The following is a 26,073-nucleotide window of genomic DNA, read 5'->3' on the forward strand; positions in this document are numbered from 1 at the left end:
ATGTCAGCAAAGGAAGCTCAAGCGATCGCTCAACAGTTGGGTGATATTCCCGTTAATAGTGAAAAAGTACAAGCTGAGATTCAACGATTGAATCGTAAGGGTTTTGTTCCTCTCCAACAGGTGCAAACTCTCCATGATTGGCTGGAGGGTAAGCGACAATCACGGCAATCTGGACGTGTGGTGGGTGAGTCGAGAACGGGTAAAACAATGGGTTGTGATGCCTATAGATTGAGGAATAAGCCCTCTCAAGTTGCAGGAAAACCCCCAACTGTACCTGTGGCTTATATCCAAGTTCCCCAAGAGTGCGGTGCTAAGGAGTTTTTTGGGGTAATTATGGAGCATTTGAAATATCAGGTAACGAAAGGAACAGTTGCAGAAATTCGAGATAGGACGTTGCGAGTCCTCAAGGGTTGCGGCGTAGAGATGTTGATTATTGATGAGGCTGACCGTTTTAAAGCTAAAACTTTTGCAGAGGTGCGTGATATTTTTGACAAGTTGGAAATATCGGTGATTTTGGTTGGGACTGACCGTTTGGATGCGGTAATTAAGCGGGATGAGCAAGTTTACAACCGTTTTCGCTCCTGTCATCGATTTGGAAAGATGTCGGGGCAAGATTTTAAGCAGACGGTGGAGATTTGGGAGAAGCAAATTTTAAGGCTGCCTGTGCCTTCTAATCTTGGAAGTAAAATGATGTTGAAGACTTTGGGGGAAGCGACGGGTGGTTATATTGGATTGTTGGATATGATTTTGCGGGAAGCTGCGATTAGGGCTTTGAAAAAAGGATTACAAAAGATTGATTTGGATACTTTGAAGGAAGTTACTGCTGAGTACAGATGATGGAAGCGGAAAATATTAAGCCTTGGTTGTTTCAAGTTGAACCATTAGAAGGGGAAAGTTTAAGTCATTTTTTGGGAAGATTTCGACGAGCGAATGATTTAACACCCTCTGGGTTGGGCAAAGTTGCAGAGCTTGGAGGTGCGATCGCACGTTGGGAAAAGTTTCGGTTTAATCCTCCTCCTTCTCCTCAGCAGTTGCAAAGTTTGGCTGTGGTGGTGGGGATTGATGCGGATAGGCTCACGTTGATGTTGCCACCTGTGGGAATGGGAATGAAAATGGAGCCGATTCGTTTGTGTGGGGCTTGTTATGCTGAGTCATCTTGCCACAAAATTGAGTGGCAGTTTAAGGTAACGCAGGGGTGTAAGCTGCATAATTTAAGTTTGCTGTCTGAGTGTCCTAATTGTGGTGCTAGATTCAAAGTTCCGGCTTTGTGGGTTGATGGTTGGTGTCACAGGTGTTTTACACCGTTTGGAAAGATGATTGAGGGACAGTACAACGTTTTACACAGTTCTATTTAATTACGGCTAATTACTTAAATTTAGTATTTCTGTAATCAATCAGATAGGTGTTCTTGAAAATAAAGACGATATAAATTACAAAGGGATTGCACTTCATTTCCTTTGGATTCAATTAGTCCCATACTACGCAATTTAAAAGCTTGTACTGAATCTATTTTGACGGGAACATCACTTTCAATTACTTGTTGCATTGCTGTTTTCAACAATTGGTCATCTTCCAAAACTAAAAGATAGTGATATAAAAAATCTCCAAATAATCCTTCTTCAGTTGGCGCAATTTTCAGAAATTGTTCTAAAGTTAAATTACCTTTAGCAATTTGATAAAGAGCAGTTCTTAATAAATAAGGATGACCATCAATCATTCCCTTTAATTTTTCTATTTCCGCTTCTGACCAATTTAATCCATGTCGTTGGATTAATTCTTGTATTTGTGTAGCGTTAAATTCTCCGATTTCAATAGACAAACCCACATTAAAGGGGGATTGATTCACTTTTAGAGAAACATAGACTTCTTGAGAATGAGCAATTACTAAGCGTAATTTTTGCCAAATTTCTTCGTTTTTACCGTTCTCGTGCCAAGCTCGGAGTAAGGCAAAGAATTCTTGGGCAATCTCAGTATAAGGAAAAATCTGGTCCATCACCCAGACTAAAGCCAAAGGCGATCTAAATGTTCAACAACAAGCCCATATGAAACGCAAAAATTCCTCTCTAGCCAGAATTAATAACCCCTTCCCACGTCCTAGTAAATCTTTATACAAAGGTCAACCTCATATTCTTCTCGGTGTCAGCCTTGGTTTAGAAAAATCTGCCACTGTCGCAGTTGTAGACGTGATTTTAGGTAAAGTTCTTACCTACCGCAGCATCAAACAACTGTTAGGTGATAATTACAAATTGCTTAATCGACAGCGACAACAAAAACAAGCCATGTCGCACGCACGTCAAATAGCTCAAATACAAGCCTCACCAAATCAATATGGAGATTCTGAATTAGGTGAGTATATTGATAGATTACTGGCGAAAAAAATTATTGCGATCGCACAAAAATACTCTGCTACAAGTATTGTCCTACCCAAACTGGATGGTATGCGAGAGCAAGTAAATATTGCTGTACCGACTTACGAATTAAATAATGGTCAGGAAAATTTTTTTGGTAATTATCGGCAATCTTTTCGCTTAACTTTTGGTTGGTTGGGTCAAATTCCACTGCCCAAAATTCGGCACTGGGGTTAACTTTTTTGATTCCACAAGCAACCCCACCGCCACCCGCGAATTCCACTACTTGCACTGCTCTCCACTCCTGCACTTGAAAAAATAATAGGATTCATTTGAAGTTATGCAATAAGCATGGTTAATTGTTCAGGGGAGCAACGCGATTTTGTGAGATGTATAGCTATTACTTCTGTTAGTTCCCAAGTATTACAAACTTTTTGCTTAGAAACCGATAAGCCACAATGCTAGTTTATTAGATTTGCACTTTTGTGCATAGTTTCAATATTCCTCTTCAATTAGAATTAAAGCAACAATTACATTGGTACAACAATCATGCATTGGGCGGTGGTAAAAAATTAGGTTCTGCTATTAGCATACAATAATTGTGTAGATAGCTTTTTCGCAAAAGTAAAGTTTAAGGAAACTTTTAATTTAGAGAATGTAAGTAAAAATATGGTATCAATTAATTATAAAGAACACCAAGTTTACGAGGATTTGCCAGTGGACAGAAAGCTCGGTATTCTTGTGGTAGATGACCATCAATTAATCTTGACAGGTACTCTTGATGTATTAAAGAGAGAGTATCCTGAAGCTAATATTATTAAGGCTCAAACAGCAACAGAGACACTATCTCTAATTCAATCTCATCAATTAGATTTGATTGTGATGGATTTGTCAATTCCCGATCGCATTGGGGAAAAAGCTGAAATTGACCTGGGAATTAAACTTTTACAAAATCTACTCAAAGAATATCCCCATCAAAATTTTATCGTGCAAACCAGTTATGTGAAAGCTTTGATCCGGATTAAACACGAAATTGATAATCATCAAGGTGGCTTTGCGATCGCCGATAAAGGATTACCTGAAGAAGAAATGTTGATGCGGGTTAGTTTGGCATTTCATGGTGCAACCCATACCAAGGACATCAAAACAGGAATCGAACTGAAACCTGAATGGGTGGATGTGTTGCGATTGGCTTTTGAAGAAAGTTTGACAGATAAAGCGATCGCGCAACGAATGTATAAATCAGAACGAGCAGTACGGACTTACTGGACGAAGATTCAGGATGTTTTGGGGGTATATCCCGAAGATTGCAAGCAAAGTGGTAAGAATATGCGAATCCAAACCGAAATTCGTGCTAGAGAAGAAGGTTTAATTGATTAACAGAGGGAAAATGAATCGGGAAGATGATGCAAAGGAGAATTTGGAATCGGATTCGTGAAGAATTTAAGTTGTGGTTCCGTGCTGCACCTCCAGGAATGCTCGTGCTAATTGCAGTGATGTTAATGCGTATGGCTGGAGGAATGCAATCCTTAGAATGGATGTTCCTCGATACAATGTTGCGTTTGCGTCCCAAAGAACCAGTTGACGAGCGGGTAGTAATTGTCGGGATTGATGCAAAAGATATTGAATTTGTCAAACAATATCCCATCCCCGATGGAAAAATTGCTGAATTACTTACCAAGCTGCAAACCTATAAACCACGGGCTATTGGCTTGGATCTGTTCAAAAATGTTCCCGTGGAACCTGGGAGCGAACAACTAGCTAAATTATTACGGGAAAATACTAATATAATTGGTATCGAGAAAATTTTACCACCCGGAGAAGTTCCCCCACACAAGAGTTTGTCACCGCAACAAGTTGGATTTGCCGATTTATTGAATGATGAAGATAGCAAAAATCGCCGCTATTTGTTATATACACCAAATCCAAAGAATCCTCAAAATCCAGAAGAAGATAAAAATTCTTTAGCCCTACGATTAGTAGCTCAGTATTTCAGTACGGAAGGAACCGATTTAGAAACGGGTAAAAATGACCTCGATGCATTAATGATTGACTCAAAAGAATTACCCCGCATCACAACCAAGAATTTTGGCGGATACATTAATGTTGATGATGGTGGATTATCAATTTTAATGAATTTTCGCAATAGCTATGCACCTTTTCGTGTAGTGTCCTTGCGCGATATCCTCAACGGCAAAGTTAATCCAGAATGGTTGCGATCGCGCATTATTTTAGTAGGTAATCGTAACACTAGTGCTGGAGATATTTTTTACACACCTGCCGTACCAACATTAAAATTAAAAGGTCAAATTTATGGTGTTGACTATCATGCTCATGCTGTCAGTGAAATTCTTAGTTATGTAATTAATAATCGTCCTATGTTAAATAGTTGGGGAGATATAGGAGAGTATCTATGGATAGTTATTTGGGGTTTTTTACCGATTGCTCTGGGACGACTAACTCAATCTGTATGGAGTAATTTATTTATTGTTGGAATAGCATCTATTTGTTTGTTTGGCTACGGCTATGTGATGCTGTGGCTGTGGGGTACATGGATTCCCATAGCACCCAATCTCCTGATCTTAGCGGTGAATGGTGTTGGCTTGAGTGCTTTTGCATTTTACCAGCATGATAAGTTTTTGAAACGGCAAATTGAAGAGCGACAAAACACGATTCAATACACTTTTGATGTAATTCATAATGGTCCTTTGCAAACCCTTGCCTATGGATTAAGACATATGCGTGCAAAAGATATACCCTACGAACAATTAATTTGGCAATTTGAAAAGCTTAATCAAGAAATTAGAGAAATTAGCGAATTTCTGAAGTTAGAAGCATTAGGAGAAAAAGAAGTTTTGCGTTTGGGGAGTGGATTAATTCTAGATTTAAAACGACCACTTCATGATTTATTATATGAAGTATATTCAAGTACCTTAGAACGAAACGATTTTGAGTATTTTGAAACTTTAAAAGTTAAAATTCGCAATTTCGACCCAATTGATGAGAAATATTTAAGTAGAAAACAAAAACGTAGCATTTGCTTGTTTTTGGAAGAAGCATTATGTAATGTTGGCAAACACGCTCAAGGTGTAAAGCGCGTTCAAGCATCAGGTACGTATTCTGCAAGTCATTATAAATTGTGGGTGAAAGATAACGGTTCTGGAATTAAATCAAATTTGGAAAATAAAGGTACAAAATATTCTAAATTACTCGCAAAACAATTAGGAGGAGATTTTCGTCGGGAATCTCTTTCTCCTCGCGGCACAATTTGCGAACTTAGCTGGATACCCATGAAAGGATTTTAGATTCTTTGTTAAAAATTTATGGTTCTTTATAGTTCCTTAATATTAATAAATTTTGTTGATTATTACTTGCGTCTTATGTATTGTTTATAATAATTTTGTTTGTATTTACACTGTCTAGTTTTTAGAAAAAAATACATTGAGCTAATATTATGAGCGATCGCACTTTAAGATTTGGGCAAAATAGTCGCAGATTTACAAGTTTAGTTGCAGCAGTGTTCCTGTTAATTACAGCAGTTCCCGCATATGCTGAATATAAACCAAAAAACCGCAAAGCCGCGAGTGAATATACCCGTGGTGGTGGTTCCCGTGGATGTCCAGGTAGTGAAATACCTTTAACGCTACTTGCACCAAAGACATTTGTCGGTAAAACTGCTGCTAAACGTCCAATGCTTGCTTGGTATATGTCGGATTCTCAAAACGTGCGATTCCAACTTGTGGAATTTATATCAGAGCAAGAAGTTAAAACAATTGGTAAACCCAAAGAGATAAAAGCAATAGCAGGTATTAATAAATTAAAACTTCCCACCGATTATCCAGAACTTACAGTAGGTAAAAAATATTTTTGGCAGATTACACTTGACTGTGAAGGTGAAGATTCAATATCTAGCCGTGCAGAATTTGATGTCGTTCCTCAATCTCTTGCAAAAACAACATTTACCACCATACCAGAAAGTGTAAAATATTATGCCCAAAACGATCTGTGGTATGAAGCTCTTGAAGAAGCCTTGAAAAAAACAGGTGATGGTAAACTTAGTCAAAGTGGAGCGATTTTAGTAAAACAACTCGCACAGTCTGATATGGTGACAAATAAAAATAAGCCAGATAATATCAAATTAATCGAAAAACGAATTGAATATCTTCAGAAAATTTCAAGTATTCGGTTATAGGAATCAGAAGGGATGTGAGAACTCATAAACCTGGTTTTTTGAAAAATTGGATCTCTTAGAGGATGCGTGTAAAATAGCTGGCGGTTGAAACCGCATCTACACAAGCAAAACCCGCGTAGGCGGGTTCAACACCTATCTAGATTGTCAAAGATATGGTAAGTTATCGGTATTTAATAAAACTACTTTTTAGCAACACAAAATTTATCAACTGTAATGAATAAAATCAGTTTTTATCGATGGTCTTACTTGAGTTTCCTGGGGCTTTTAAGTACAATCATATTAGAGATATTAACATCAAGCAGATATGCAGCTTTTGCTCAGAGTAATATCATTCCTGATGATACTTTGGGTAAGGAAAATTCTATAGTTGTACCTTTAGATTCCGCTGGTTTTTCTATCGATGCTATTAGTGGTGGAGCAACTAGAGGAATTAACCTTTTCCATAGCTTTAAAGAATTTAATGTTGGTGAAGGACGTAGTAGTTATTTTTTAAATAATGATAATAATCTGCAAAATATTCTGACTCGCGTTACTGGTAATAATCCTTCTAATATATTGGGAACTCTGGGGATTTCTAACTTAACGGGAATTACTTCTAATCCCAATTTATATTTGATTAATCCCAACGGAATAGTATTTGGGGAAAATGCCAGTTTGGATGTGAGTGATTCGTTTGTTGCGACTACTGCGAATGGGATTCAGTTTGGGAAGCAGGGGGTTTTTAGTGCGACGAATTTGGAAAAAAGTAGTTTACTTTCGGTAGCACCAGGAGCGCTATTTTTTCAGCAAGTGCGATCGCAACCAGGAAATATTATCAATCGGGGAAATTTGGCTGTAGGTAAAGATTTTACTGTAGCGGCTGATAATTTGGATTTGCAGGGACAGTTGCTTGCTGGGGGAAATTTGAAGTTGCAAGGTACTGATAAGGTAAAAGTAAGAGATAGTCTTACAAATCCTTTTATTGCTGCTGCAAAGGGTGAACTTTTAGTACAAGGGAATCAAAGCGTAGATATTTTTGCTTTGAAACATCCGGATAGTGGATTTTTCTCTGGTGGGGACATGGTGTTGCGGAGTGCAAATCAAGTTGGTGGAGATGCAAAATATTGGAGTGGAGGAAGTTTTCGGATTGAGCAATTAGATGGGAGTTTGGGGGATTTATTTAGTCCTTACGATCCGGTGATTCGTTCCTTGGGGGATGTGAGTTTTAATAATTACGGGGGAAGCTCTTTACATATTTTCGCAGCAGGTAGCGTTACCGTTCCCGGATCAATATTTATTACTAATCCAGAAACAGGTATATCTGGAGAAAACTTTATTGCAGAAAATATTACTTTATCAAATGGAACTGTATTGCCCATTGATGGCAGTTTAAAACCTACATTAGATATACGTGCTGGTGTAGATTCAACTCAAGTAGGTGTTCCGACAAATTCAGTCAACGAATTTCCAAATAACTTCTTTTATTCTAGGTTTGTAAATTTATCTGGTTCTTCCTTTCCTATTTTTGAAAATCCTGTGAGTTCCAATACAGCAACTAGTGGTGATATTAAAATCAACGATATTAATATGCTTGCTGCTGATGGAACTGTATTTTTAACCAATAATTATAAACCGAACACTGCAATTTCCGGTGGAAATATTGAAGTTGGGAGAATTTCGACAAATGATGGAAACGGGCAGTTTTTAGGTAATAGCGGTTCAATTATCTTTGATGGGCGTAGCAATATTACATTAACAGACCGAGTAAATAGTGGTTCGGCTTCTGGTAATAGCGGTGATATTACATTATTAGCAGATGGCGATATTAGTTTGAAAGATAATGCTGTCTTAGTTGCTAATACAAGAGGTGCAGGAAGCGGTGGTAATATTTTTATTCAAGCAAATGGTCTTGTTTCACTTTCTAATTCTGCAATTATAACTAATGTAACCTCAGATGCAACAGGAAAAGGAGGTGATATTACTGTTAATGCAAATTCTGTTTCTTTAACCGATAAGGCTCTTATAGATGCTAGTACCTTTGGGCGAGGTAATGCTGGTCAAATTTTGATTAATGCCGATGGAGCAGTTAGTCTTGAATCTAATAGTTCGATTTTAAATAATATTGAAGAAGAAAAAGCGATTGGTAGTACTGCTGGAATTAATATTGAAGCAAAAACTGTTACCTTGAGTGGAAATTCTCAAATTACATCTCTTGTGGATGGAGAAGGGAAGGCTGGTAATATTACTATCAAAGCTGATGATTCTGTTGTTTTATCAGGTAACAATAACCTACTAAATTCAGTTATAACAACACGTATTGCTAGCAATACAGGACCAAATAGAGATGGTAAAACAGGAGATATTACTATTCAAACTGGTTCTTTAGATTTAAATGGTGCTGTTATAACTAATAGTACATTTGGTAACGGAAATACAGGCAAAATATCGATTGAGGCTGACAAAGATATTTTACTTAGCAACAATGCTGCAATTTTTAGTAGTATTAGTGCTGCTAATTCTGGAGTATTTGCAAATAGTGACGACATCACAATTGATGCCAAATCTTTAACTCTTGACAGTTCTTCAATACAAACTGTCATTCGCGATGCTTCCGGAGAGTTTAATCCTGTAAAAGGAAATTCTGGAAATATTAATATTAATCTTAGTGGTGATTTGAAAATAACAGCAGGTGATACGGGTGTTTATCAGGGAATTGTAACTTCTGTGGCTGATGGTGCAGAGGGTAAAGCCGGAGATATAAGAATTACAGCCAGAGATTTTTCTATAGCAGGAACAAATGCACAGGTTAGAAGTACACTAGATTCATTTGCAATTGGTGAAGGTGGAAATATTGATGTCAAAGTACGAAATTTAAATTTAACTCAAGCATCAGAAATTTTTTCTTTCACTGCTGGAAAAGGTAATGCTGGAAATATTTCTATTGAAGTAACAGATAATATCATACTTAACGATTCTTCTGTTATCTCAAGTGGAGTTGTACAAGGTGGTAATGGTAATGGTGGAAATATTAGCTTAAAAGCTGGTTCGCTTTCCTTTACTGATGGTTCTCAATTGCAGAGTACTGTCGGAATTCCTTTAGGAGGAGAGGGAACAGAGAATCTCGAACCAGCACAAGGAAATGCTGGAAATATTGATGTAAATATTAGTAACAAAGCTGTTCTTGAAGGTCTTAACAGTAATCGAGTACCTAGTGGAATTAGCAGTGCTATATTTTCAGAAGTTGGAGGTAAAGGTGGAGATATTAACATTCAAACTCCCTTTCTATACCTCAATAATGGTGGTGTAGTTACCGCTGCTAGCTCTGGAAATGGAAATGCAGGGAACATCAATATCAGTGTTGATAATCTCTTAAACATGAAAGCAGGTAATATTTTTACAACTTCTGGAAAATCTTCTGGAGGTAATATTGATGTAAAAGCTCAAGACATCCGCTTATTTAGCGACAGCGACATCCGTACCAACGTCTTCAGTGGAACAGGTGGAGGAGGAAACATTAACCTCACAGCCAATACCATCGTAGCTCTTGACGACAGCGATATTTTATCATTCGCTCGCGATGGTAAAGGTGGAGATATTACTTTTAATACAAATGGTTTCTTTAGCACACCTTTGTTCACTTCCAGCCCTCCTACCACCGACGCAGCAACTCTTAACGCATTAGATAACAATAGCCGCGTTGATGTGAACGCATCCGGTACAGTTAACGGAGCAGTTACCGGAGTTCCAGATGTTACGTTTATTGACGATGAGTTGACAGACTTACCAGACAGTCAAATTGATACTAATAGCTTGATTGCTAATAGCTGCATCGCTCGCGGTAATAAGCGACAGGAAAACTCTTTTACCATCACGGGTTCTGGTGGTTTACGCAATAGTCCGGGGGATGGATTTGTTTCCACATATTCTACTGGTGATGTGCGAAATGTATCAGAGAATAATCAATCTTCTGAGTGGAAAAAAGGAGAACCAATTATTGAACCTCAAGGAGTTTATAAATTGGCTTCGGGAGAGTTAATTTTAAGTCGCGAGTGTAGCTAGTGCCGCTGCGCGGAAGTAAAAAGTAGAAAGTATTATAGGATAAGGAGTTTAACCGTTGGTAATGGGTGCTTTATTTACGCCGTACTGTACTAGTTCATTTCATTAATTCCGACATTTTGATAATTGTTAAATCCAATTACCGATCACAATCATCGGGGCCCAATATGCGGGGTTATCGTAATCAATATTCATACCTTCAGATTCCGGTAATTTTTTGGCGTTAATCATTTTTATTTGAGCTTTTTGCAATGCTTGGGCAATACTCATTCCTTCTTGACGATAGTTTTGATAAAATTCCTCTACAAGTTTGGATGTGGATGCATCTCCTACACTCCATAAAGAAGCGATCGCACTTTTGACTCCTACTTGCAATGCTACTCCAGCTAATCCTAACGTAGAGCGATCGTCACCAACTGCGGTTTGACAGGCGGTAATGGCAAGTAATTCGACGCTACCGGATGGGCTGTTAAGATTTTGCAATGAGTTTTCTAATTCGCTGATGGTAATTTTTTTGTTGTTACCCGTAACTATAAATGTGTCTTCGGGAATAACACCAAATTGAGCGTGACTGGCAATATGAACTATGGGATATGTAGTTTGTTGGAGTTTCTGCCGAAAATTGTCGGGAATAAAATTATCGTCGATTAAATCGGTATGATTGGGAAATTGTTTTTTGACTGCATCGACTTCTCTTTGAACAGCAAACAATTCTTCAAAATTCTTACCATCAATTGTAGCTGATTTTGTTAAACCCAAAATTAATGCTTTCTGCTTGCTGCGACGTGGTTTTGGTGTGGTAATTCGTAAACTTGGAGTTGTAGCAATAGCGTAGGTTTCAACTAAATATTTTTGTTGTTCTCTATCATAAAGTGCCGCCATTGGTACGCTACGCAAAAATCCATCCTGAAGAAATACAAGGGTTTTAATTTTATCGGGTGAAATATCTCCATCTTGAATAAATGGGCGAATCATCCAATCATAAAGCTCTGCGGCTGTCATTGTATCGTAATTAACTTGTTCTCTTCCTCCAATTAACCCTTTACGAAATTCGGCAATTTTTGTCTTTAACTTGTCGCTACTAACTATTTTATCTGTACCTTCTTGATTAACATCTTCAATCCATTTAAATTTAGTTTCTTTGTTGGCTGACTGTAATAATATCCCGGTTTTACCATCTAAAATTATCGAACTTAAAAATACGGTGTTTTTATACGCCGCACTATTATTTTTATCTTCCAGAAGTTCATCCACCTGTTTGGGATTCAAAGCACTCAAAACACAATCATTACCAAAGTAATTCTGTAATTCTGCTAATTTTAAAGAATCAATGGTTTGCACCACTTTTGATAATTGATTTGGGCGTTCTTTCTGAGTAATTACCCCACTTTGCAAAAGCTCCAACCGCGACTGTGCTAATGTGCGGTACAGTGGTTCAACAACATCGCGGAAGTCAAACTGTACGTCTCGTTTTGCGGTCAAAATATCTTGACGGATATCTTCCAAAGTTTCATATGCACGTTGATAAGACTCAATTGCGGCTTTATTTTTATTCTGCTTGTTCAAAATTCTTCCTGCTTGCCATTCCCATAAATACAAGCTATCTTTTGCACCTAATTTATTGTCAGCGGCAACGATTGCATTTTGGGTATATGTTAATGCTTTGGAATTATCTTTACGGCATTCCCAGAAATGTCCTAAAGCACCATTAGCATAGGATTGTAGGCGATTATCTTGTAAATTATTGCTGGTTAAAACTGATTTTTGCAGTAAACTTAACGATTGATTTTCCGGTAAAACAAGCTCAGTTGTGCAGCCAATTAAAGGTGAAGCTTGATTGCGTTGCAAATATGCTAAATCAATTGCCCCATAAACTTTTGTTGTCGAATCTGGTAAATCTTCTAAAGTTTTTAAAGCATCTGCCAGCGAATTATTAAAGGTTGCATCATCAACAATTTTGGTTTCAGTTGTCTGGGAAGCCAATTGAATTAAATTTAATAATCCTCGCATTTCTGCCAAACTTTCTTTTTGCTGGCGAGCAAACTTGATACTTTCTTGAAAATAATTACGGGCTTGATTGTAATCTGCCTGAGACTTTTGATTAAAATCTTCTACTTTAGTTGAAAGACGAATTTGCTTTGCCGAATTAGCTCGTAAATCTAATAATTGAGCGCGATTTCTGTAAGCATTACCCAAACTATTTAAAACTAAAAAATTTGTCGGAGCCGCTTTTTTTGCTTCTTCTAGATAATGAATTGCTCTATCGTAATTTCCGATTAACCGATATGCATCACCGAGAACACCCAAAGCTGCAACTTTACCATCTGCATCATCATATTTAGTGGCAATTTGTGCGGCACTTTCTGGCGTACATTCGACTTGCACAACTTCTTGACTTGCTACTTTGCCACAGACAAGTGCGATCGCCTTTCGAGGTTGTCCTAAACTACTGTAAACTTGAGCAAGCTCTGTCTGCACTCTTCCCACTTGCTTAATATCTTTAACCGCTCCATAGTCACGAATTGCCGCAGACAGCGATGCAATTGCCGCTTTATCTTCTCCTAATTTTTGATAAGCACGTCCCAAATTTTCATTGACAACAGCCGTCGCAGAGGGATTATTTTTATACTCTTTGATTGCAGATTGCCAGTATTTTACCGCACTGCTGTAGTTACCAGTTTTGTAGGATTCAACGCCCTGCTTCACCAGTAAATCAGCATTTGGAGCTTGTGCCGATACAACTTGTCCAAAGGATAAACTAATTAAAAGAGTTGCAAGAAATAATACTTTAAAGTAGTTATCTCGATTTAGTATTTGGTATTTTCGAGTAGAGAGTTGCATTAGATTGATGCAGAATCGCTGAGGTGCAGAAAATAAAAGTTTGAGATATTGATTTTTGGAATTCATAATTTAAATGGTAAAAAGCGGAACAAAAGTAATTTTATATACAGATGTTTTTGATTGGGTCAGTTTTTCCTCCTACTAAAACAGAAGAGTAAATATATAGGTTTTCTATTTGGATAGAATACAAAACATAACCTCACTCCCTTCCCCTCTCCTTGTTAAGGCGGGGTGAGGTATCAAAGTGCACTCAACCGAAAACTACCGTATGCCGTACTTGCTTAAGCTTTATTTTTTTAAGTTACCAGAAATAGACATGAATAACTCAGCTTTACTGAAAAAATGCAGTTTTATGCAACATTTATCGTCACTGGTTTGAAATAATTAATTTTAGATAAATTTAGCTTCGTTAACTTTATTTAATTGCTGCTTGCAAATTTATAACGATTCAAGGTAATTTTAATTTATCTTACGTATAAATAAAAATAATTTTGATTATTGGTAACAGTCTTAACCAGTAATAATAAGCATTAAATTCAGCAATAGGGGGAATTCGCAGTGAAGGGTATTTACTGGTTGGGATTGGGTATAGCTTCGCTTCAGGCTTTCATTAACCCATGTTTTGCTCAAAGTAGTAATATCGTTCCAGATGATTCCCTTGGGGCTGAAAGTTCCGGTGTAGTACCTCTTGATTCTGGTGGTTTAGCTGTTGATGCAATTGATGGTGGGGCAATTCGCGGTGCAAATTTATTTCATAGTTTTACAGAATTTAACGTTAGTGAAGGAAGAGGGGCGTATTTTTTCAGTCCGAATGCAGAAATACAGAATATTTTAACGCGGGTGACTGGTAGAAATCCTTCGGAAATTCTGGGTACTTTGGGTACTTTTGGTAATTCTCAACCAAATTTATTTTTAATTAATCCCAACGGGATTGTATTTGGAGAAAATGCCAGTTTGGATGTGGGTGGTTCGTTTGTAGCGACTACTGCGAATGGAATCAACTTGGGAGAGACGGGATTATTTAGTGCAACAGAACCTACTACTAGTAATTTACTTTCGGTTAATCCATCTGCATTGTTTTTTAATGCAGTTAACACTCAAGCAGGAATAGTTAATCGTTCCACAGCGACAAGTACAGTTTTAGGAAGCGCTGAGAATGGTGATGCAAATCGTCCGATAAATGGTTTACAGGTGTTGGATGGGAAGAGTTTGTTGTTAGTTGGTGGTGATGTCAGTTTGGATGGTGGAAGATTGTTAGCTCCTGGTGGGAGAGTTGAGTTGGGGGGATTGGCAGCACCTGGAAGCATTCAACTTCAGCAAGAAGATGATATTTTCAGTTTAAATTTCCCCTCACTCGTAGAGCGTGCTTCAGTATTCCTCAACAATAATGCGAATGTAAATGTGATATCTACAGGAGAAGGTAGCGTCGTTGTTAATGCCAGAAATTTAAATATATTGGGGAGTGGTATTGTGTCAGGAGTAACATCTGGGGGAGTAAACAGTAACGCTGGAAATATTGAAATTAATACAACAGATACAACTACAATTGACGGGACAAGTTCTACAACTAGCTTTAGTGGTATAGCTAGTGGTTTAGTTGGCGGCTCTGGAGGCGCAGGAGATATTACCATTAACACAGGTTCTCTTGACGTTATTAATGCTCAGATCGGTTCTCTTACTAATGGAGAAGGTAATGCAGGAAATGTTACTATCATCGCCAAAGATAAAGTTTCAATTTCAGGAACTAACAGCGGAATAGCCAGTTTCGTCGCCCCTTCAGGTGTGGGAAACGGAGCTAATGTTAGTATCCAGGCACGAGAAGTCTTCTTTGATAACAGCGTAATAAGTACAAATTCTCTAGGGAAAGGTAGTTCTGGCAATATTCAAATCAAGGCTGATAATTCTGTATTTGTGAGTGGGGGTTCTACAATCTCATCTGAAACTTTTGGACAAGGCAATGCAGGAAGTATTGACATTGAAGCTGGTAATCTAGTTTCTTTTGATGGAGTTGGAAGCAACAACCGTGTTCGTCAAGTATCCAGCCGGGTGAATCCTTTAATAGTCGCAGCACCAGAATTTACAGGAGAACGTATTGGAGGGGATATTAATATTAAAACTGGGTCTTTATCAATTAAGAATGCTAACCTTGAAACTTCAACTTATGGAAAAGGGAATGCGGGGAATGTTCAGGTGAGAGCAACAGATGCTGTTTCTCTTGTAGATGCTTATATTCTCAGCACAGTAGAAGCAGGAGGTGACGGTCAGGGTGGCAATATTAATATTGATGCAGCAACTTTAACACTACGAGATAGCGCTCAACTAATAACTATTACTCGTGAAGCATCTGAAGCCCAACCAGCAGGACAAGGCGATGCTGGCAATGTAAATGTAAAAGTTAGTGGGTTAGTTGATATTGCTGGGGAGAAAAATGATTTTTATAGTGGGATTTTTAGCTATGTTGACACAGGAACAGAAGGGGATGGTGGTAACATTACTATTGGTTCTGGTTTCTTCTCACTTACGGATGGCGCTCAACTTCAAGCTTCAACTTCTGGAAAAGGGAATGCAGGAAATGTAAAAGTGACAACAACAGATACTGTTTCGCTTGCAGGTAATGCTTACATTCTCAGCACGGTGGAAGTAGGAGGTGAAGGTCAGGGCGGTAATATTGATATAAATGCAGCAACCCTATCACTCACTGATGGCGCTCAACTGCTAACTCTTATTCGTGGTGCATCTGATACTGATACCCAAGCAGGAGGACAGGGGGATGCTGGCAATGTAAATGTGAAAGTTAGTGGATTCGTTGATATTGCTGGGAAGAAAAACGATTCTTATAGTGGGATTTATAGCGTTGCAGATACGGGGACAGTTGGGAATGCAGGTAATATTACTATCGATTCTAGTTCCTTCTTATTACGAGATGGCGCTCTTATAAATGCACGTACTAAAACTGATGGTCAAGGTGGCAATGTGACGGTGAATACAGATATTTTTGAAGCACTCGAAGGAGGACAACTGATTGCCATTACGTCAAGTAATGGAAGCGCAGGTAATATTACTGTTAATGCTACACAGAAGATGTTTGTTAGTGGTAGCGACCCTGATTACAACAATCGACTAATTCAATTTCCCGATTACCTTGTAATTGTTGGTGCTAACAGTGGCTTGTTTGTTAATTCTTCCGGTTTAGGCAATACAGGTGACATCGAAGTCAACTCACCTCAAGTTACCTTGGATAACCAAGGCACACTCAATGCCCAATCCACATCCGGTAACGGCGGAAACATCAGCCTCACAAGCGACTTACTCCTCATGCGTCGCGGCGCTCAAATCTCTACCAACGCTGGTACAGCCCAACAGGGCGGCGACGGTGGCAACATTGACATCAATTCCAAATTTATCATTGCTCCCTCCCAAGAAAACAGCGACATCACCGCCAATGCTTACAGCGGTACTGGTGGTAATGTCAAAATTCTTTCTCAAGGTATCTTCGGTATCGAACCCCGCACCCAACAAACCGATCGCAGCGATATTACAGCTAGTTCGGATTTAGGAGTTCCGGGAAATCTCAATCTCACCGATCCAGATGATAGCAGCATCCGCAACAACCTCGACGACTTACCTGACAGTCAAATTGACACCAACGCAATAATAGCTAATAGCTGCATTGCACGCGGCACAAAGCGACAAGAAAACTCTTTTAAAATTACAGGTTCTGGTGGTTTACGCAATAGTCCAGGGGATGGATTTATTTCCGAATATTCTACAGGTGATGTGCGTAATGTTGAACCAACTCGCGCTTGGAAAAAAGGCGATCGCATAGTTGAACCAACGGGGTTATATAAATTGTCGGATGGACGATTGCTCTTGAGTCGGACTTGTTAACAGCGCAGTTTTCTGCAATTAGTTTTGCATATTTAGTGAATGCATTACCAATTGCTCTGCTTTATTCTAAGTATTAACAGAAGCACAAACTTCAACAAACCATTTATAAAAATTACTTAGGAGAGCGATCGTGACTGACTTTACCCAAACACAGCATGATTTACTATATCCAATTCGCCAGTGGTTGGAAGCTATCGAAATCCACAATATTAAACTAGCTCAATTTCTGTGCAAACTTATTCCTTCACAATGTCCCTTTGAACGCAATATCATATTTGGACGCAAGCAAATCCATATTCCTCCGATGTGTAAGTTAAATCCTTTATATGATGAACTTGTGGGTTTGCGTTTTAGAGCTATGTGCTTTCTTGCAGAGAATTAAACAGAAATATTTTGCTCACAATTGCACCTAAACTCATATCAATTATAAAGCTCGCTACCACAGCGGGCTTTGCAATTGCTTAAAATCTCTTTCCCTCAGTAAAATTACCGAAAAATGCAATTCTTTTATCAAGAAACTGCAATTAAATAAGCATAAAAATCTATTGTATCTATTGTTAGACTCCTCTAGTTTATTTATTAAAGCGGGTGGAATAAATTAAAAATAAACCACTCCTAAATCCTTTTAATGAATTAGGGGCAATCATCAAATGATTCACGAGAATTTATTTTGTCATGTAATTGCTATGACAAATACTCTTGTTTATAATTATCCTACAATTGGTATCAAAAATTATTCAATTCAGAAAAATAAAATACACAATATAAGTAAACAGAAGCAAACAGTTGATATTTTTGATAAATCAAATCTCTTGGCTCAAACCCAATTTAAAATAGATATCGGGGAACTAGGATATGATTTTAATTTAATCACCCAACCAGAAAAATTTACCACCGATTCGCAAGATGAATTTAATCAAAATAATCCTACTATAGATGAAATTAGATTTATTGTTGAAGCCAAGCAATTTGTCTTACCTCTAGGATATACTGCACACTTCTATAATCGTAATGGTGTTGAAATAGGATTTGTCCCAGTTGAGATTAATCCTGCTGGTTCTATTCAGCCAGGGAAACGGATGTATGTGACTATTCCTTTAATTCTACTTAATACTAATGGTCAAATTCGCCGAATGGTTATTCAACGACTTTAAAATCAATAATTATTTGAAAATTATTTTAAATAGAAGCGAAGATTTCATTATTTAAGATTACTTGCAAAAGTTGAAGTTATTCATTTAACCATTAATAGTATTAAGTAAGTGGGTCAAATTAAATATAAAACCTTATCCTTAGTCCGGCTTCCCTCTCCTTAATAAGGAGAGGGATTGAGGGTGAGGTCTTATCTTATTACCCTATCTACTTATTATCGAAACTTATTTTTTAAAATCAACATTACACTCATAGTAAAAATACTATATAAGTAGGTTGGCTCAAATAAACATAACTATATAACGAAATGTAAAATGCTCGAAACTCCTGCGTGTGCGTAAGCGCAGATTCGCGGAGCGTGACCGCTTCGGTCTTATGCTTCACTTCACTTCGCTCCGTTCGCAATGACATACCTTGATTTTTTAACGCCGACTTACTTACAGTTTTATGTAAAGTCAAACGCAGGATATTGCAATAGTAACGTATAAAGACTGCAATTATCTGTGCATATTTAGTGAATGCATTACCTATTTATTTACTTTAATCTAAATATTGTCAGGATTCAAATTAACTAAGTTGCGTTTGAAGATAAAACAATACAACTTAGTACTAACAGAAAATATTTCTCAATTTTAACTTTGTAATAGTAGTAAATAATCATGATGAATACTCAAATTAATTCTTACCTCTCCACAGATGAATCTAATTACCTTTTTCAAATTTTAGCTAATGCTAATAAAGATTATTTCAGTTACAGAGGAATTACAAAAGAAACATTGCACTCAGTGGATTCTTTGGGGTTCTCAGACACTCAAAATCAGTTTTTGTCAAATGAGTTATTACTTTCTAGTACACACCAAAAAGCTATTGAACCACAACATATAAACACCATTAGTTCCTTTAGTAATGGAACAAATCCAGGTTTAACTTCTCAATCAGGTGCATCCTATACCAGTGGAATTGAGGCATTAATCGGAACAAATTTAAAATGGAATAGTCAAACTATAAGCTATAGCTTTATGACTACAGTTCCAAATTACTATCCTGGGAATGCTGAGGAGCGGAATCAATTCATTGCTTTTAATCAAACTCAACAAGTAGCAGCAAGACGAGCTTTGCAACTTTACAGCGAAGTTTCAGGACTAAAATTTGTTGAAGTATCAGATGCTGGTGCAGGGGGAACTATTCGATTTGGAACGGCGAATATAGAACATGGTAGCGCTCATGCTTACCTTCCACAGAATAATTCAATCGGAGGTGATGTCTGGTTAAATAATAGTTATAGTCCAAATCTAACTCAAAGTAACGGTTCCTTTGGATTTCATACCCTAATTCACGAAATCGGTCATGCATTAGGATTGAAACATCCAGGTAATTACAATGCAGGTGGGGGTGGTGCTGAGGGCCCTTATTTACACTCTGATTTAGATAGCAATCAATACACAGTAATGTCATACAGCGACCATCCAGGTAGTTTCGCTAATCCCCAAACACCTATGCTCTATGATATTGCTGCAATACAGTATCTTTACGGCGCTAACTATAATACCCGCGCAGGTAATACTACATATGCTTGGGATGCGAGTCAAGCCTTTGTAGAGACAATTTGGGATGGTGGCGGGATTGATACCATTAATGCCAGTAATCAAGGAATTTCTGTGACGATTAATCTCAACCCTGAAACTTTTAGTTCTATTGGCCCTCAAGATAATGGAAGTTGGTATTCCGCTAGTAATAATTTGGCGATCGCCTCTGGAGTCACGATCGAGAATGCTATCGGGGGTGCAGGAAATGATGTCCTGATTGGCAATACTGTTGATAATTATCTGTTTGGTGGTTCCGGAAACGATTACCTTGTGGATAACGCGGGTAACGACACGCTAATTGGTGGGAGTGGTAATGACACCTTAATCGGCGGTTCTGGGTATGACATCTTAACGGGGGAAGCTGGATATGATACCTTCGTTTTGGGAGATTCTTCAAATGTCTTCTATCAAGGAGATGAATATGCCAGAATTACTGACTTTAATTGGCAATATGATTACATCCAAGTCAGTGGTACTTCTAATCAATACTCTTTAAAAAATGGTAACTGGTTTGGTAGTTCTGCCCAGGATACCGCTATTTTCTTTGGAAATGATGCAATTGCGGTGGTGCAAGATACTAACATCAACTTTGAAAGCGATTTTCTCTTTGTGTGAATTTGAATTTGAATTTAATGATTGCATAAAGAAGCAATTATTAACCAAAGCATTATGATATTTTGATTTAAAATATCATATTTTTTTACAACATTTTCGTAAGTAGAATACACGAACAATGGGTACCTACCTCCGGTTTCAACACTTTCTTTTAACGTTTATTTCCTGCATTAGTATGGCTCAATTAGCCGTCTTTGCACAATCTGCACCTCCATCAGGAGTGACAATTCCTCCCAATACACCAGAGATAATAGAAGAAACTATTCCTCAACCATCACCAACTTTACCAGCGAAACCACCTACACCAACTGAACCCATACTTCCATCACCACCACAGGAAAACATACCAAATACAAGCTTTCCTAGCGGTCAAAGTTTCACTATCACAGAAATTAAAGTCGAAGGAAACTCGGTTTTACAAGAAGAAATCAATCAATTAATAAAGCCTTTATTAGAACAGAAAAAAATTACATTTGAAGAATTGTTGCAACTGCGATCGCAAATCACCCAACTTTATGCTGACAACGGCTACATTACCAGCGGTGCATTTATTCCCAACAACCAAAATGTTGCCAGCGGTATCGTAACAATCCAAGTTGTAGAAGGGGAATTAGAAGATATCGCTATTTCAGGTTTACGAAGATTACGTAAAGGATACGTGCGCTCCCGAATTCAAAGACTTGCGGGGAAGCCCTTAAATCAACAGCGTCTTGAACAAGCACTGCAACTATTACAAATCGATCCGGTAATCCAACGAGTCAATGCTGAATTAACCGCAGGTAGCGTTCCAGGAAACAATATTTTACAGATAGAAATTACCGAAGCACCCGCATTCCACACTGGTGTTAGTTTTGCAAACAACCAATCACCCAGCGTTGGGGAGCAACAAGCAAGTGTTTTTGTCGCTCACGATAACGTCTTGGGATTTGCCGATCGATTAAGTGCAGAATATTCCATTACTGAAGGTTTAGACATTTACGATATCAATTATTCTGTTCCCGTTAACGCTCTCGATGGTACAGTTGGTGTACGCTTCAGCAACAGCGACAGCAAAATTATTGAAGATGAATTTAATGAATTAGATATCCGCAGCGAAACAGAAACCCTTTCCTTTAACCTGCGTCAACCGTTAGTTAATACCCCAGACAGGGAATTTGCTTTGGGTTTAGCATTTGATTTACGGCGGAGTCAAACCTTTATACTCGATGATATCCCCTTTTCCTTCACCGAAGGGCCAGAAGAAGGAGAATCAAAACTCAGCGTAATTCGCTTTTCTCAAGATTGGTTACAGCGTAATACTAATAGTGTTTTAGCAGCGCGATCGCAATTTAGCGTTGGTATTGATGCTTTTGATGCTACGGTTAACGACAGCGGTACAGATGGGCGTTTTTTCGCTTGGGTTGGGCAATTCCAATGGGTACAAAGATTATCTCCTCGCGTTTTGATGCTTGCCAAAGTTAACACTCAACTAACAGGTGATTCCTTACTTTCCGCAGAAAAAATCAGTATTGGGGGAGTAGAAACAGTACGCGGTTATCGTCAAAATCAACTCGTCACCGACAGCGGCATAGTTGGAGGTGTGGAAGTTCGGATTCCTCTGGCATCGCAAGTAGAAACCCTACAGTTAATTCCATTTTTTGACATTGGTACGGGTTGGAACAATCGCAGCGATAACCCCGATCCACAAACCCTTGCTAGTTTAGGGTTAGGTTTACAGTGGCAACCTATAAGAGGTTTGGGATTGCGTGCAGACTACGGTATTCCCTTAGTAGGAAGAGGTGATAGTGGTAATTCACTGCAAGAAAATGGCTTTAATTTTTCGGTTAGGTATCAACCGTTTTGATAAAAGGTATTAAAATATTTCAAAAATTAAAATTCAAGCAATTAAAAATATCTGCTACCGATAAATTCCAATCTAAGATATCCAATACAGGTAAAATATCTTTTCCTTGTTTAATTTCCGGTAATTGATTGGGTTGAAAAACCATTATAGATTCATCTTCAGAGTCAAGAAACCAACCTAATTTCGTACCATTTTGAATAGAAAACATAATGTTACGAATAACTCGGTTTGGGGATTGTTTGGGAGAAAGAATTTCAATAGTCCAATCTGGGGGGATTTCAAATTGGTTTGCAATTCTGCCATTTGGAAGTAAAGGAATACGGCACCATTCAAAAACAGCAATATCTGGGACTAACGATTTTCCCCCAAATGTACAGCGTAATTCTGGAAATGCATAAGCTAACTTTTGCGGTTGAGCAATCTTATTAATATTAGTTACTAAAAAGCTCTGTAAGGTACTGTGTTCTCCCTGGGGCATCGGTTTTTGGTAGATTTTACCATCAATATATTCGTTATGAGGTTTAGTTTCAGGTAGCTTTAAAAACTCTTCTAAACTAAATGAGGATAACTGAGGTAATAATGTCATAAATAATTACTTTATCCTTTTTATTAATTTTATTATAAATAGGATTTACGTAAAAAATTATGAAAACGTTTTTCCTCACTCGTGATAAGTCCAAATTGTTTTCCAAAAGTGATAAACCGTACCTTTGGTGATACAACCCAAATTAATCAGAACATTCCCGACTTAATAACAACTCCCCATTTTCCATCCGATACAAACCTTGGGGTTCAATAATTGGATCGCCTTTTTTCCAAGGTTGAGTTGTAGTTTCAACAGTTCTAACCTCACCAGTTGTGTAATTAGAAACAAAAACATTATTAGGGCGATCGCTTGGTAAAGCACCACCACCTGTAATTTTAAAAGAATTTTCTTGTCGCTTGTTACCCCGTGCAATGCAACTCGACGCAATTATTGCATTGGTATCGATGTTTGGTGATAATTCGGTAAAGCTATTTTGAATCGAACTGGTATCATCTGTATTAATATTTGTTTCACCAGAAATACCAAGTTGAGAACTTGCTGTAATATCGCTTTGTTCGGTTAAACTTTGCTGAGTTTCAATTCCGAAAATACCGCTACTATTAATATTAACTTGACCACCATTACCACTAAAAGCATTCGCTGTAATATCGCTGTTTTCACTTTGCGGTACGACGATGAATTTAGAATTTATATTAATATTACCGCCATTTCCGCCAGCTTGTGCTGTTCCTGCTGTAGTAGAGATTTGGCTGTTGTTGCGGAGTAATAATAATTCGCTGATTTGTAAGTTGATATTACCTCCTTGAGTACTCGCTGTTTGAGCGGTGATAAAACCTTTATCTAGTTGCAAAGTTCCTGCTTGTAATGTGATATCCCCTGCATCTCCTGTACCATCGCTACCAACCGATACCCCTGCACCATTTTCTATAACTACTAAGCGCGGATCGATAAATATGCTACCGCCTTTTCCGGTAGATTCAGCAAAAGTACCAGCAAATAAACCGCTTCTAAAACCTTTTCCAGTTCCCGATAAATTAACTTTGTCTTTAACGTTGAGGACTATATTACCAGCATTCCCACTACTGGAGGTATTTGTACCAACTTGTCCACCGTTAACTGCTTCAAAAGTATTAGCATTGATGCTCACATCCCCACCACGAAAAGCCGAAGTAGTTTGAGCATTTAAAAATCCGCCGTTACTAACTCGTAAGAAATTTGTATTAACAGTTATTGTTCCCCCGCTTCCGCTTGCATCATCTTCTGTTGCACTAGATAATTGACTCGTAAACCCAACTCTACTAACTCCATCTACAACAACAGCATCACGAGCATCGATTGCGATATTTCCAGCTTTACCTAAACCAAATGTAGAAGCACTAAATCGCGCCCCATCTTCAACAAATAGCGAACCAGTATTCACGCGAATATTACCACCATTTCCAGTACTATCAGAAGCAACAACGCTGAAAACAGCCGTAGAAAGTGTTGAATCTTCAAATTGTCCAAACCCAGAAGCAAGAAAATTATCGCGAGCATTAATAATAATATCTCCTGCATCCCCTTTCCCAAAAGTACTCGCTTGGAGTTGGGAACCATTCAGCATGGATAGTATGTCAGTATTAATGTTGATTGTTCCCCCTTTCCCATCACCCAACTTTCCTGGGTTTTCTACATCTCCTACAATATTTGAAATAATTGCATTGCTGTCTAATGAAACGCGATCGCTTGCATTAATAAAAATATCACCAGAATTACCTTGTCCTTGGGTTGTAGCTACTAATGTTGCAAATTTTTCCATAGATAAATCCCTAGCATTGATACGAATATCTCCCGCATCCCCTCTCCCAAAAGTACTTGCTTGGAGTTGGGAACCATTAGTTATCGATAAAGATTCAGCATCAATACGGATGATTCCACCATTTCCTCTCGCGTTTCCTAGTACTGCGTTAGAGATAACAGATTCTTTGTCAAGATATACTTGCTTAACAACATCAATGGAAATATCACCTGCATCACCTTCTGCATACGTATCACTAAAGAAAGCTGAACTGTTAGAAATCGATAAAGATTCAGCATTAATGCTAATTGTCCCACCATTTCCTTTCGCGCTCTCTGTTACTGTGCTAGAGATAACAGATTCTTTGTCAAGATATACTTGCTTAGCAACATCAATGGAAATATCACCAGCATCACCTTCTGCATAAGTGTTACTCAAGAAAGCTGAACTGTTAGAAAGTGAAAATTCTCCACTTGTAACACTGATAGTCCCTGCCTCACCCTCTCCACTTGTAACAGTTTCAATCCGACCTAGATTTGCAACACTCAATTGATCGCGTGCTTGAATTGAAATGTTGCCTGCATTACCTTCTTTGGCAGTGTAAGTACTTAGCCTTGCTGCGTCATTAACAATAACTGAGCCAGCACTTATCCTAATATTTCCGCCATTTCCTTTTCCTTCTCCTTCTGCTGTGCTTAATATGCCACTATATAAATTGATGTCTGGTCTTCTCCCAGTAAATAAAACTGTATCGCGAGCATCAATAATCACATCGCCTGCATCACCTTTACCAAAGGTACTACTATCAAGCTGAGCAGCACCAGCAATAGAAAGCGAACCTGTAGAGATACGAATATCTCCACCTTTGCCAATGCCTTCATCTGAAATCAAACTGCCGATACCAGCACCGTTATCTAAAGAAACGCGATCGTCTGCCTTTATAGTTATATTTCCAGCATTACCCCGTCCATTTGTATTTGCAGATAGTTTGGCTTTATTATCTAAGAGTAAGGAGCCTGTTGTAAGATTAATATTGCCTCCATTACCTTCTACATTTTGAGCAACACCACTGAATATTTCCGCATCGTTATCTAAAGAAACGCGATCGGCTGCTTTTATACTTATATTTCCAGCATTACCTTGCCCAAAGCTAGCTGTTTGTACAAGTGCATTATCAAGTAAGAAAGAATCTGTAGTGATATCAATATCTCCTGCGTCTCCTTTTCCAAAATTCGATGCATTTATTTCC

Annotated in this window: 16 protein-coding genes; 12 read left to right on the forward strand and 4 right to left on the reverse strand. The window is 38.1% G+C overall.

The window, feature by feature from the left end; genetic code table 11:
* Both VB797_RS20575 and VB797_RS20580 read left to right on the forward strand, forming a co-directional pair.
* Complete coding sequence (locus VB797_RS20575; protein WP_323239602.1) at positions 1 to 837, forward strand: TniB family NTP-binding protein; 837 nt, start codon at positions 1 to 3, stop codon at positions 835 to 837.
* Positions 837 to 1,355 carry a TniQ family protein gene (locus VB797_RS20580; RefSeq protein ID WP_323239618.1) on the forward strand — a complete coding sequence of 173 codons (519 nt, stop codon included), beginning with the start codon at positions 837 to 839 and terminating at the stop codon, positions 1,353 to 1,355. Before VB797_RS20575 ends, VB797_RS20580 begins: the two co-directional genes overlap by 1 nt.
* A 35-nt stretch (positions 1,356 to 1,390) precedes the next feature.
* Here VB797_RS20580 and VB797_RS20585 read toward each other — a convergent pair whose 3' ends face one another.
* Positions 1,391 to 1,993 (reverse strand): AAA-like domain-containing protein, encoded by a 603-nt coding sequence (locus VB797_RS20585; RefSeq protein WP_323239603.1) that lies wholly within the window; start codon positions 1,991 to 1,993, stop codon positions 1,391 to 1,393.
* Between the two features lie 49 nt (positions 1,994 to 2,042).
* Between VB797_RS20585 and cas12k the strand changes: the two genes are divergently transcribed.
* From cas12k to VB797_RS20610, 5 genes are all read left to right on the forward strand, one after another.
* Positions 2,043 to 2,585, forward strand: a complete 543-nt coding sequence (gene cas12k / locus VB797_RS20590; RefSeq protein ID WP_323239604.1) for a type V CRISPR-associated protein Cas12k — start codon at positions 2,043 to 2,045, stop codon at positions 2,583 to 2,585.
* 432 nt (positions 2,586 to 3,017) lie between these two features.
* Entirely contained in the window at positions 3,018 to 3,728 is a 711-nt protein-coding gene (locus tag VB797_RS20595) for a response regulator transcription factor (RefSeq protein ID WP_323239605.1), read from the forward strand.
* Between the two features lie 23 nt (positions 3,729 to 3,751).
* The gene (locus VB797_RS20600; protein WP_323239606.1) at positions 3,752 to 5,653 is read left to right on the forward strand and encodes a CHASE2 domain-containing protein; all 1,902 of its coding nucleotides are present in this window, start codon (positions 3,752 to 3,754) and stop codon (positions 5,651 to 5,653) included.
* 149 nt (positions 5,654 to 5,802) lie between these two features.
* Entirely contained in the window at positions 5,803 to 6,540 is a 738-nt protein-coding gene (locus tag VB797_RS20605; protein WP_323239607.1) for a DUF928 domain-containing protein, read from the forward strand.
* 213 nt (positions 6,541 to 6,753) lie between these two features.
* Positions 6,754 to 10,578: a filamentous hemagglutinin N-terminal domain-containing protein gene (locus tag VB797_RS20610; RefSeq protein ID WP_323239608.1), complete on the forward strand. Its 3,825-nt coding sequence runs from the start codon at positions 6,754 to 6,756 to the stop codon at positions 10,576 to 10,578.
* Positions 10,579 to 10,704: 126 nt separating this feature from the next.
* On the opposite strand, the gene VB797_RS20615 is transcribed toward VB797_RS20610, so the two are convergent.
* Positions 10,705 to 13,416, reverse strand: coding sequence for a CHAT domain-containing protein (locus VB797_RS20615; protein ID WP_323239609.1), 2,712 nt, complete (start codon positions 13,414 to 13,416; stop codon positions 10,705 to 10,707).
* A gap of 558 nt (positions 13,417 to 13,974) precedes the next feature.
* Between VB797_RS20615 and VB797_RS20620 the strand changes: the two genes are divergently transcribed.
* The 5 genes from VB797_RS20620 (at position 13,975) to VB797_RS20640 (ending at position 22,500) form a co-directional block, all read left to right on the forward strand.
* Positions 13,975 to 17,304, forward strand: a complete 3,330-nt coding sequence (locus VB797_RS20620; protein WP_323239610.1) for an S-layer family protein — start codon at positions 13,975 to 13,977, stop codon at positions 17,302 to 17,304.
* A 130-nt stretch (positions 17,305 to 17,434) separates the two neighbouring features.
* On the forward strand, positions 17,435 to 17,686 hold the full coding sequence (locus tag VB797_RS20625) for a Mo-dependent nitrogenase C-terminal domain-containing protein (RefSeq protein WP_323239611.1): 252 nt from the start codon (positions 17,435 to 17,437) through the stop codon (positions 17,684 to 17,686).
* Between the two features lie 304 nt (positions 17,687 to 17,990).
* A complete protein-coding gene (locus tag VB797_RS20630) occupies positions 17,991 to 18,458 on the forward strand; it encodes a hypothetical protein (RefSeq protein WP_323239612.1) in 468 nt (155 codons plus the stop codon).
* Between the two features lie 657 nt (positions 18,459 to 19,115).
* The gene (locus tag VB797_RS20635) at positions 19,116 to 20,657 is read left to right on the forward strand and encodes a M10 family metallopeptidase C-terminal domain-containing protein (protein WP_323239613.1); all 1,542 of its coding nucleotides are present in this window, start codon (positions 19,116 to 19,118) and stop codon (positions 20,655 to 20,657) included.
* A gap of 118 nt (positions 20,658 to 20,775) precedes the next feature.
* Positions 20,776 to 22,500 carry a ShlB/FhaC/HecB family hemolysin secretion/activation protein gene (locus VB797_RS20640; RefSeq protein WP_323239614.1) on the forward strand — a complete coding sequence of 575 codons (1,725 nt, stop codon included), beginning with the start codon at positions 20,776 to 20,778 and terminating at the stop codon, positions 22,498 to 22,500.
* Between the two features lie 19 nt (positions 22,501 to 22,519).
* Here VB797_RS20640 and VB797_RS20645 read toward each other — a convergent pair whose 3' ends face one another.
* Together VB797_RS20645 and VB797_RS20650 are read right to left on the reverse strand one after the other, a co-directional pair.
* Positions 22,520 to 23,086, reverse strand: a complete 567-nt coding sequence (locus tag VB797_RS20645) for a Uma2 family endonuclease (RefSeq protein WP_323239615.1) — start codon at positions 23,084 to 23,086, stop codon at positions 22,520 to 22,522.
* A 142-nt stretch (positions 23,087 to 23,228) separates the two neighbouring features.
* The coding region (locus VB797_RS20650; protein ID WP_416350886.1) for a beta strand repeat-containing protein at positions 23,229 to 26,073 on the reverse strand (2,845 nt) is incomplete at its 5' end.

This window comes from Rivularia sp. UHCC 0363, assembly GCF_034931125.1.
Taxonomy (GTDB): domain Bacteria; phylum Cyanobacteriota; class Cyanobacteriia; order Cyanobacteriales; family Nostocaceae; genus Rivularia.

Excerpts from the sequence above, each read along its gene's own strand:
- VB797_RS20575 (WP_323239602.1), top strand. The coding sequence starts at position 1 with ATGTCAGCAAAGGAAGCTCAAGCGATCGCTCAACAGTTGGGTGATATT.
- VB797_RS20580 (WP_323239618.1), top strand. The coding sequence starts at position 837 with ATGGAAGCGGAAAATATTAAGCCTTGGTTGTTTCAAGTTGAACCATTA.
- VB797_RS20585 (WP_323239603.1), bottom strand. The coding sequence starts at position 1,993 with ATGGACCAGATTTTTCCTTATACTGAGATTGCCCAAGAATTCTTTGCC.
- cas12k (WP_323239604.1), top strand. The coding sequence starts at position 2,043 with ATGAAACGCAAAAATTCCTCTCTAGCCAGAATTAATAACCCCTTCCCA.
- VB797_RS20595 (WP_323239605.1), top strand. The coding sequence starts at position 3,018 with ATGGTATCAATTAATTATAAAGAACACCAAGTTTACGAGGATTTGCCA.
- VB797_RS20600 (WP_323239606.1), top strand. The coding sequence starts at position 3,752 with ATGATGCAAAGGAGAATTTGGAATCGGATTCGTGAAGAATTTAAGTTG.
- VB797_RS20605 (WP_323239607.1), top strand. The coding sequence starts at position 5,803 with ATGAGCGATCGCACTTTAAGATTTGGGCAAAATAGTCGCAGATTTACA.
- VB797_RS20610 (WP_323239608.1), top strand. The coding sequence starts at position 6,754 with ATGAATAAAATCAGTTTTTATCGATGGTCTTACTTGAGTTTCCTGGGG.
- VB797_RS20615 (WP_323239609.1), bottom strand. The coding sequence starts at position 13,416 with ATGCAACTCTCTACTCGAAAATACCAAATACTAAATCGAGATAACTAC.
- VB797_RS20630 (WP_323239612.1), top strand. The coding sequence starts at position 17,991 with ATGACAAATACTCTTGTTTATAATTATCCTACAATTGGTATCAAAAAT.
- VB797_RS20635 (WP_323239613.1), top strand. The coding sequence starts at position 19,116 with ATGATGAATACTCAAATTAATTCTTACCTCTCCACAGATGAATCTAAT.
- VB797_RS20640 (WP_323239614.1), top strand. The coding sequence starts at position 20,776 with ATGGGTACCTACCTCCGGTTTCAACACTTTCTTTTAACGTTTATTTCC.
- VB797_RS20645 (WP_323239615.1), bottom strand. The coding sequence starts at position 23,086 with ATGACATTATTACCTCAGTTATCCTCATTTAGTTTAGAAGAGTTTTTA.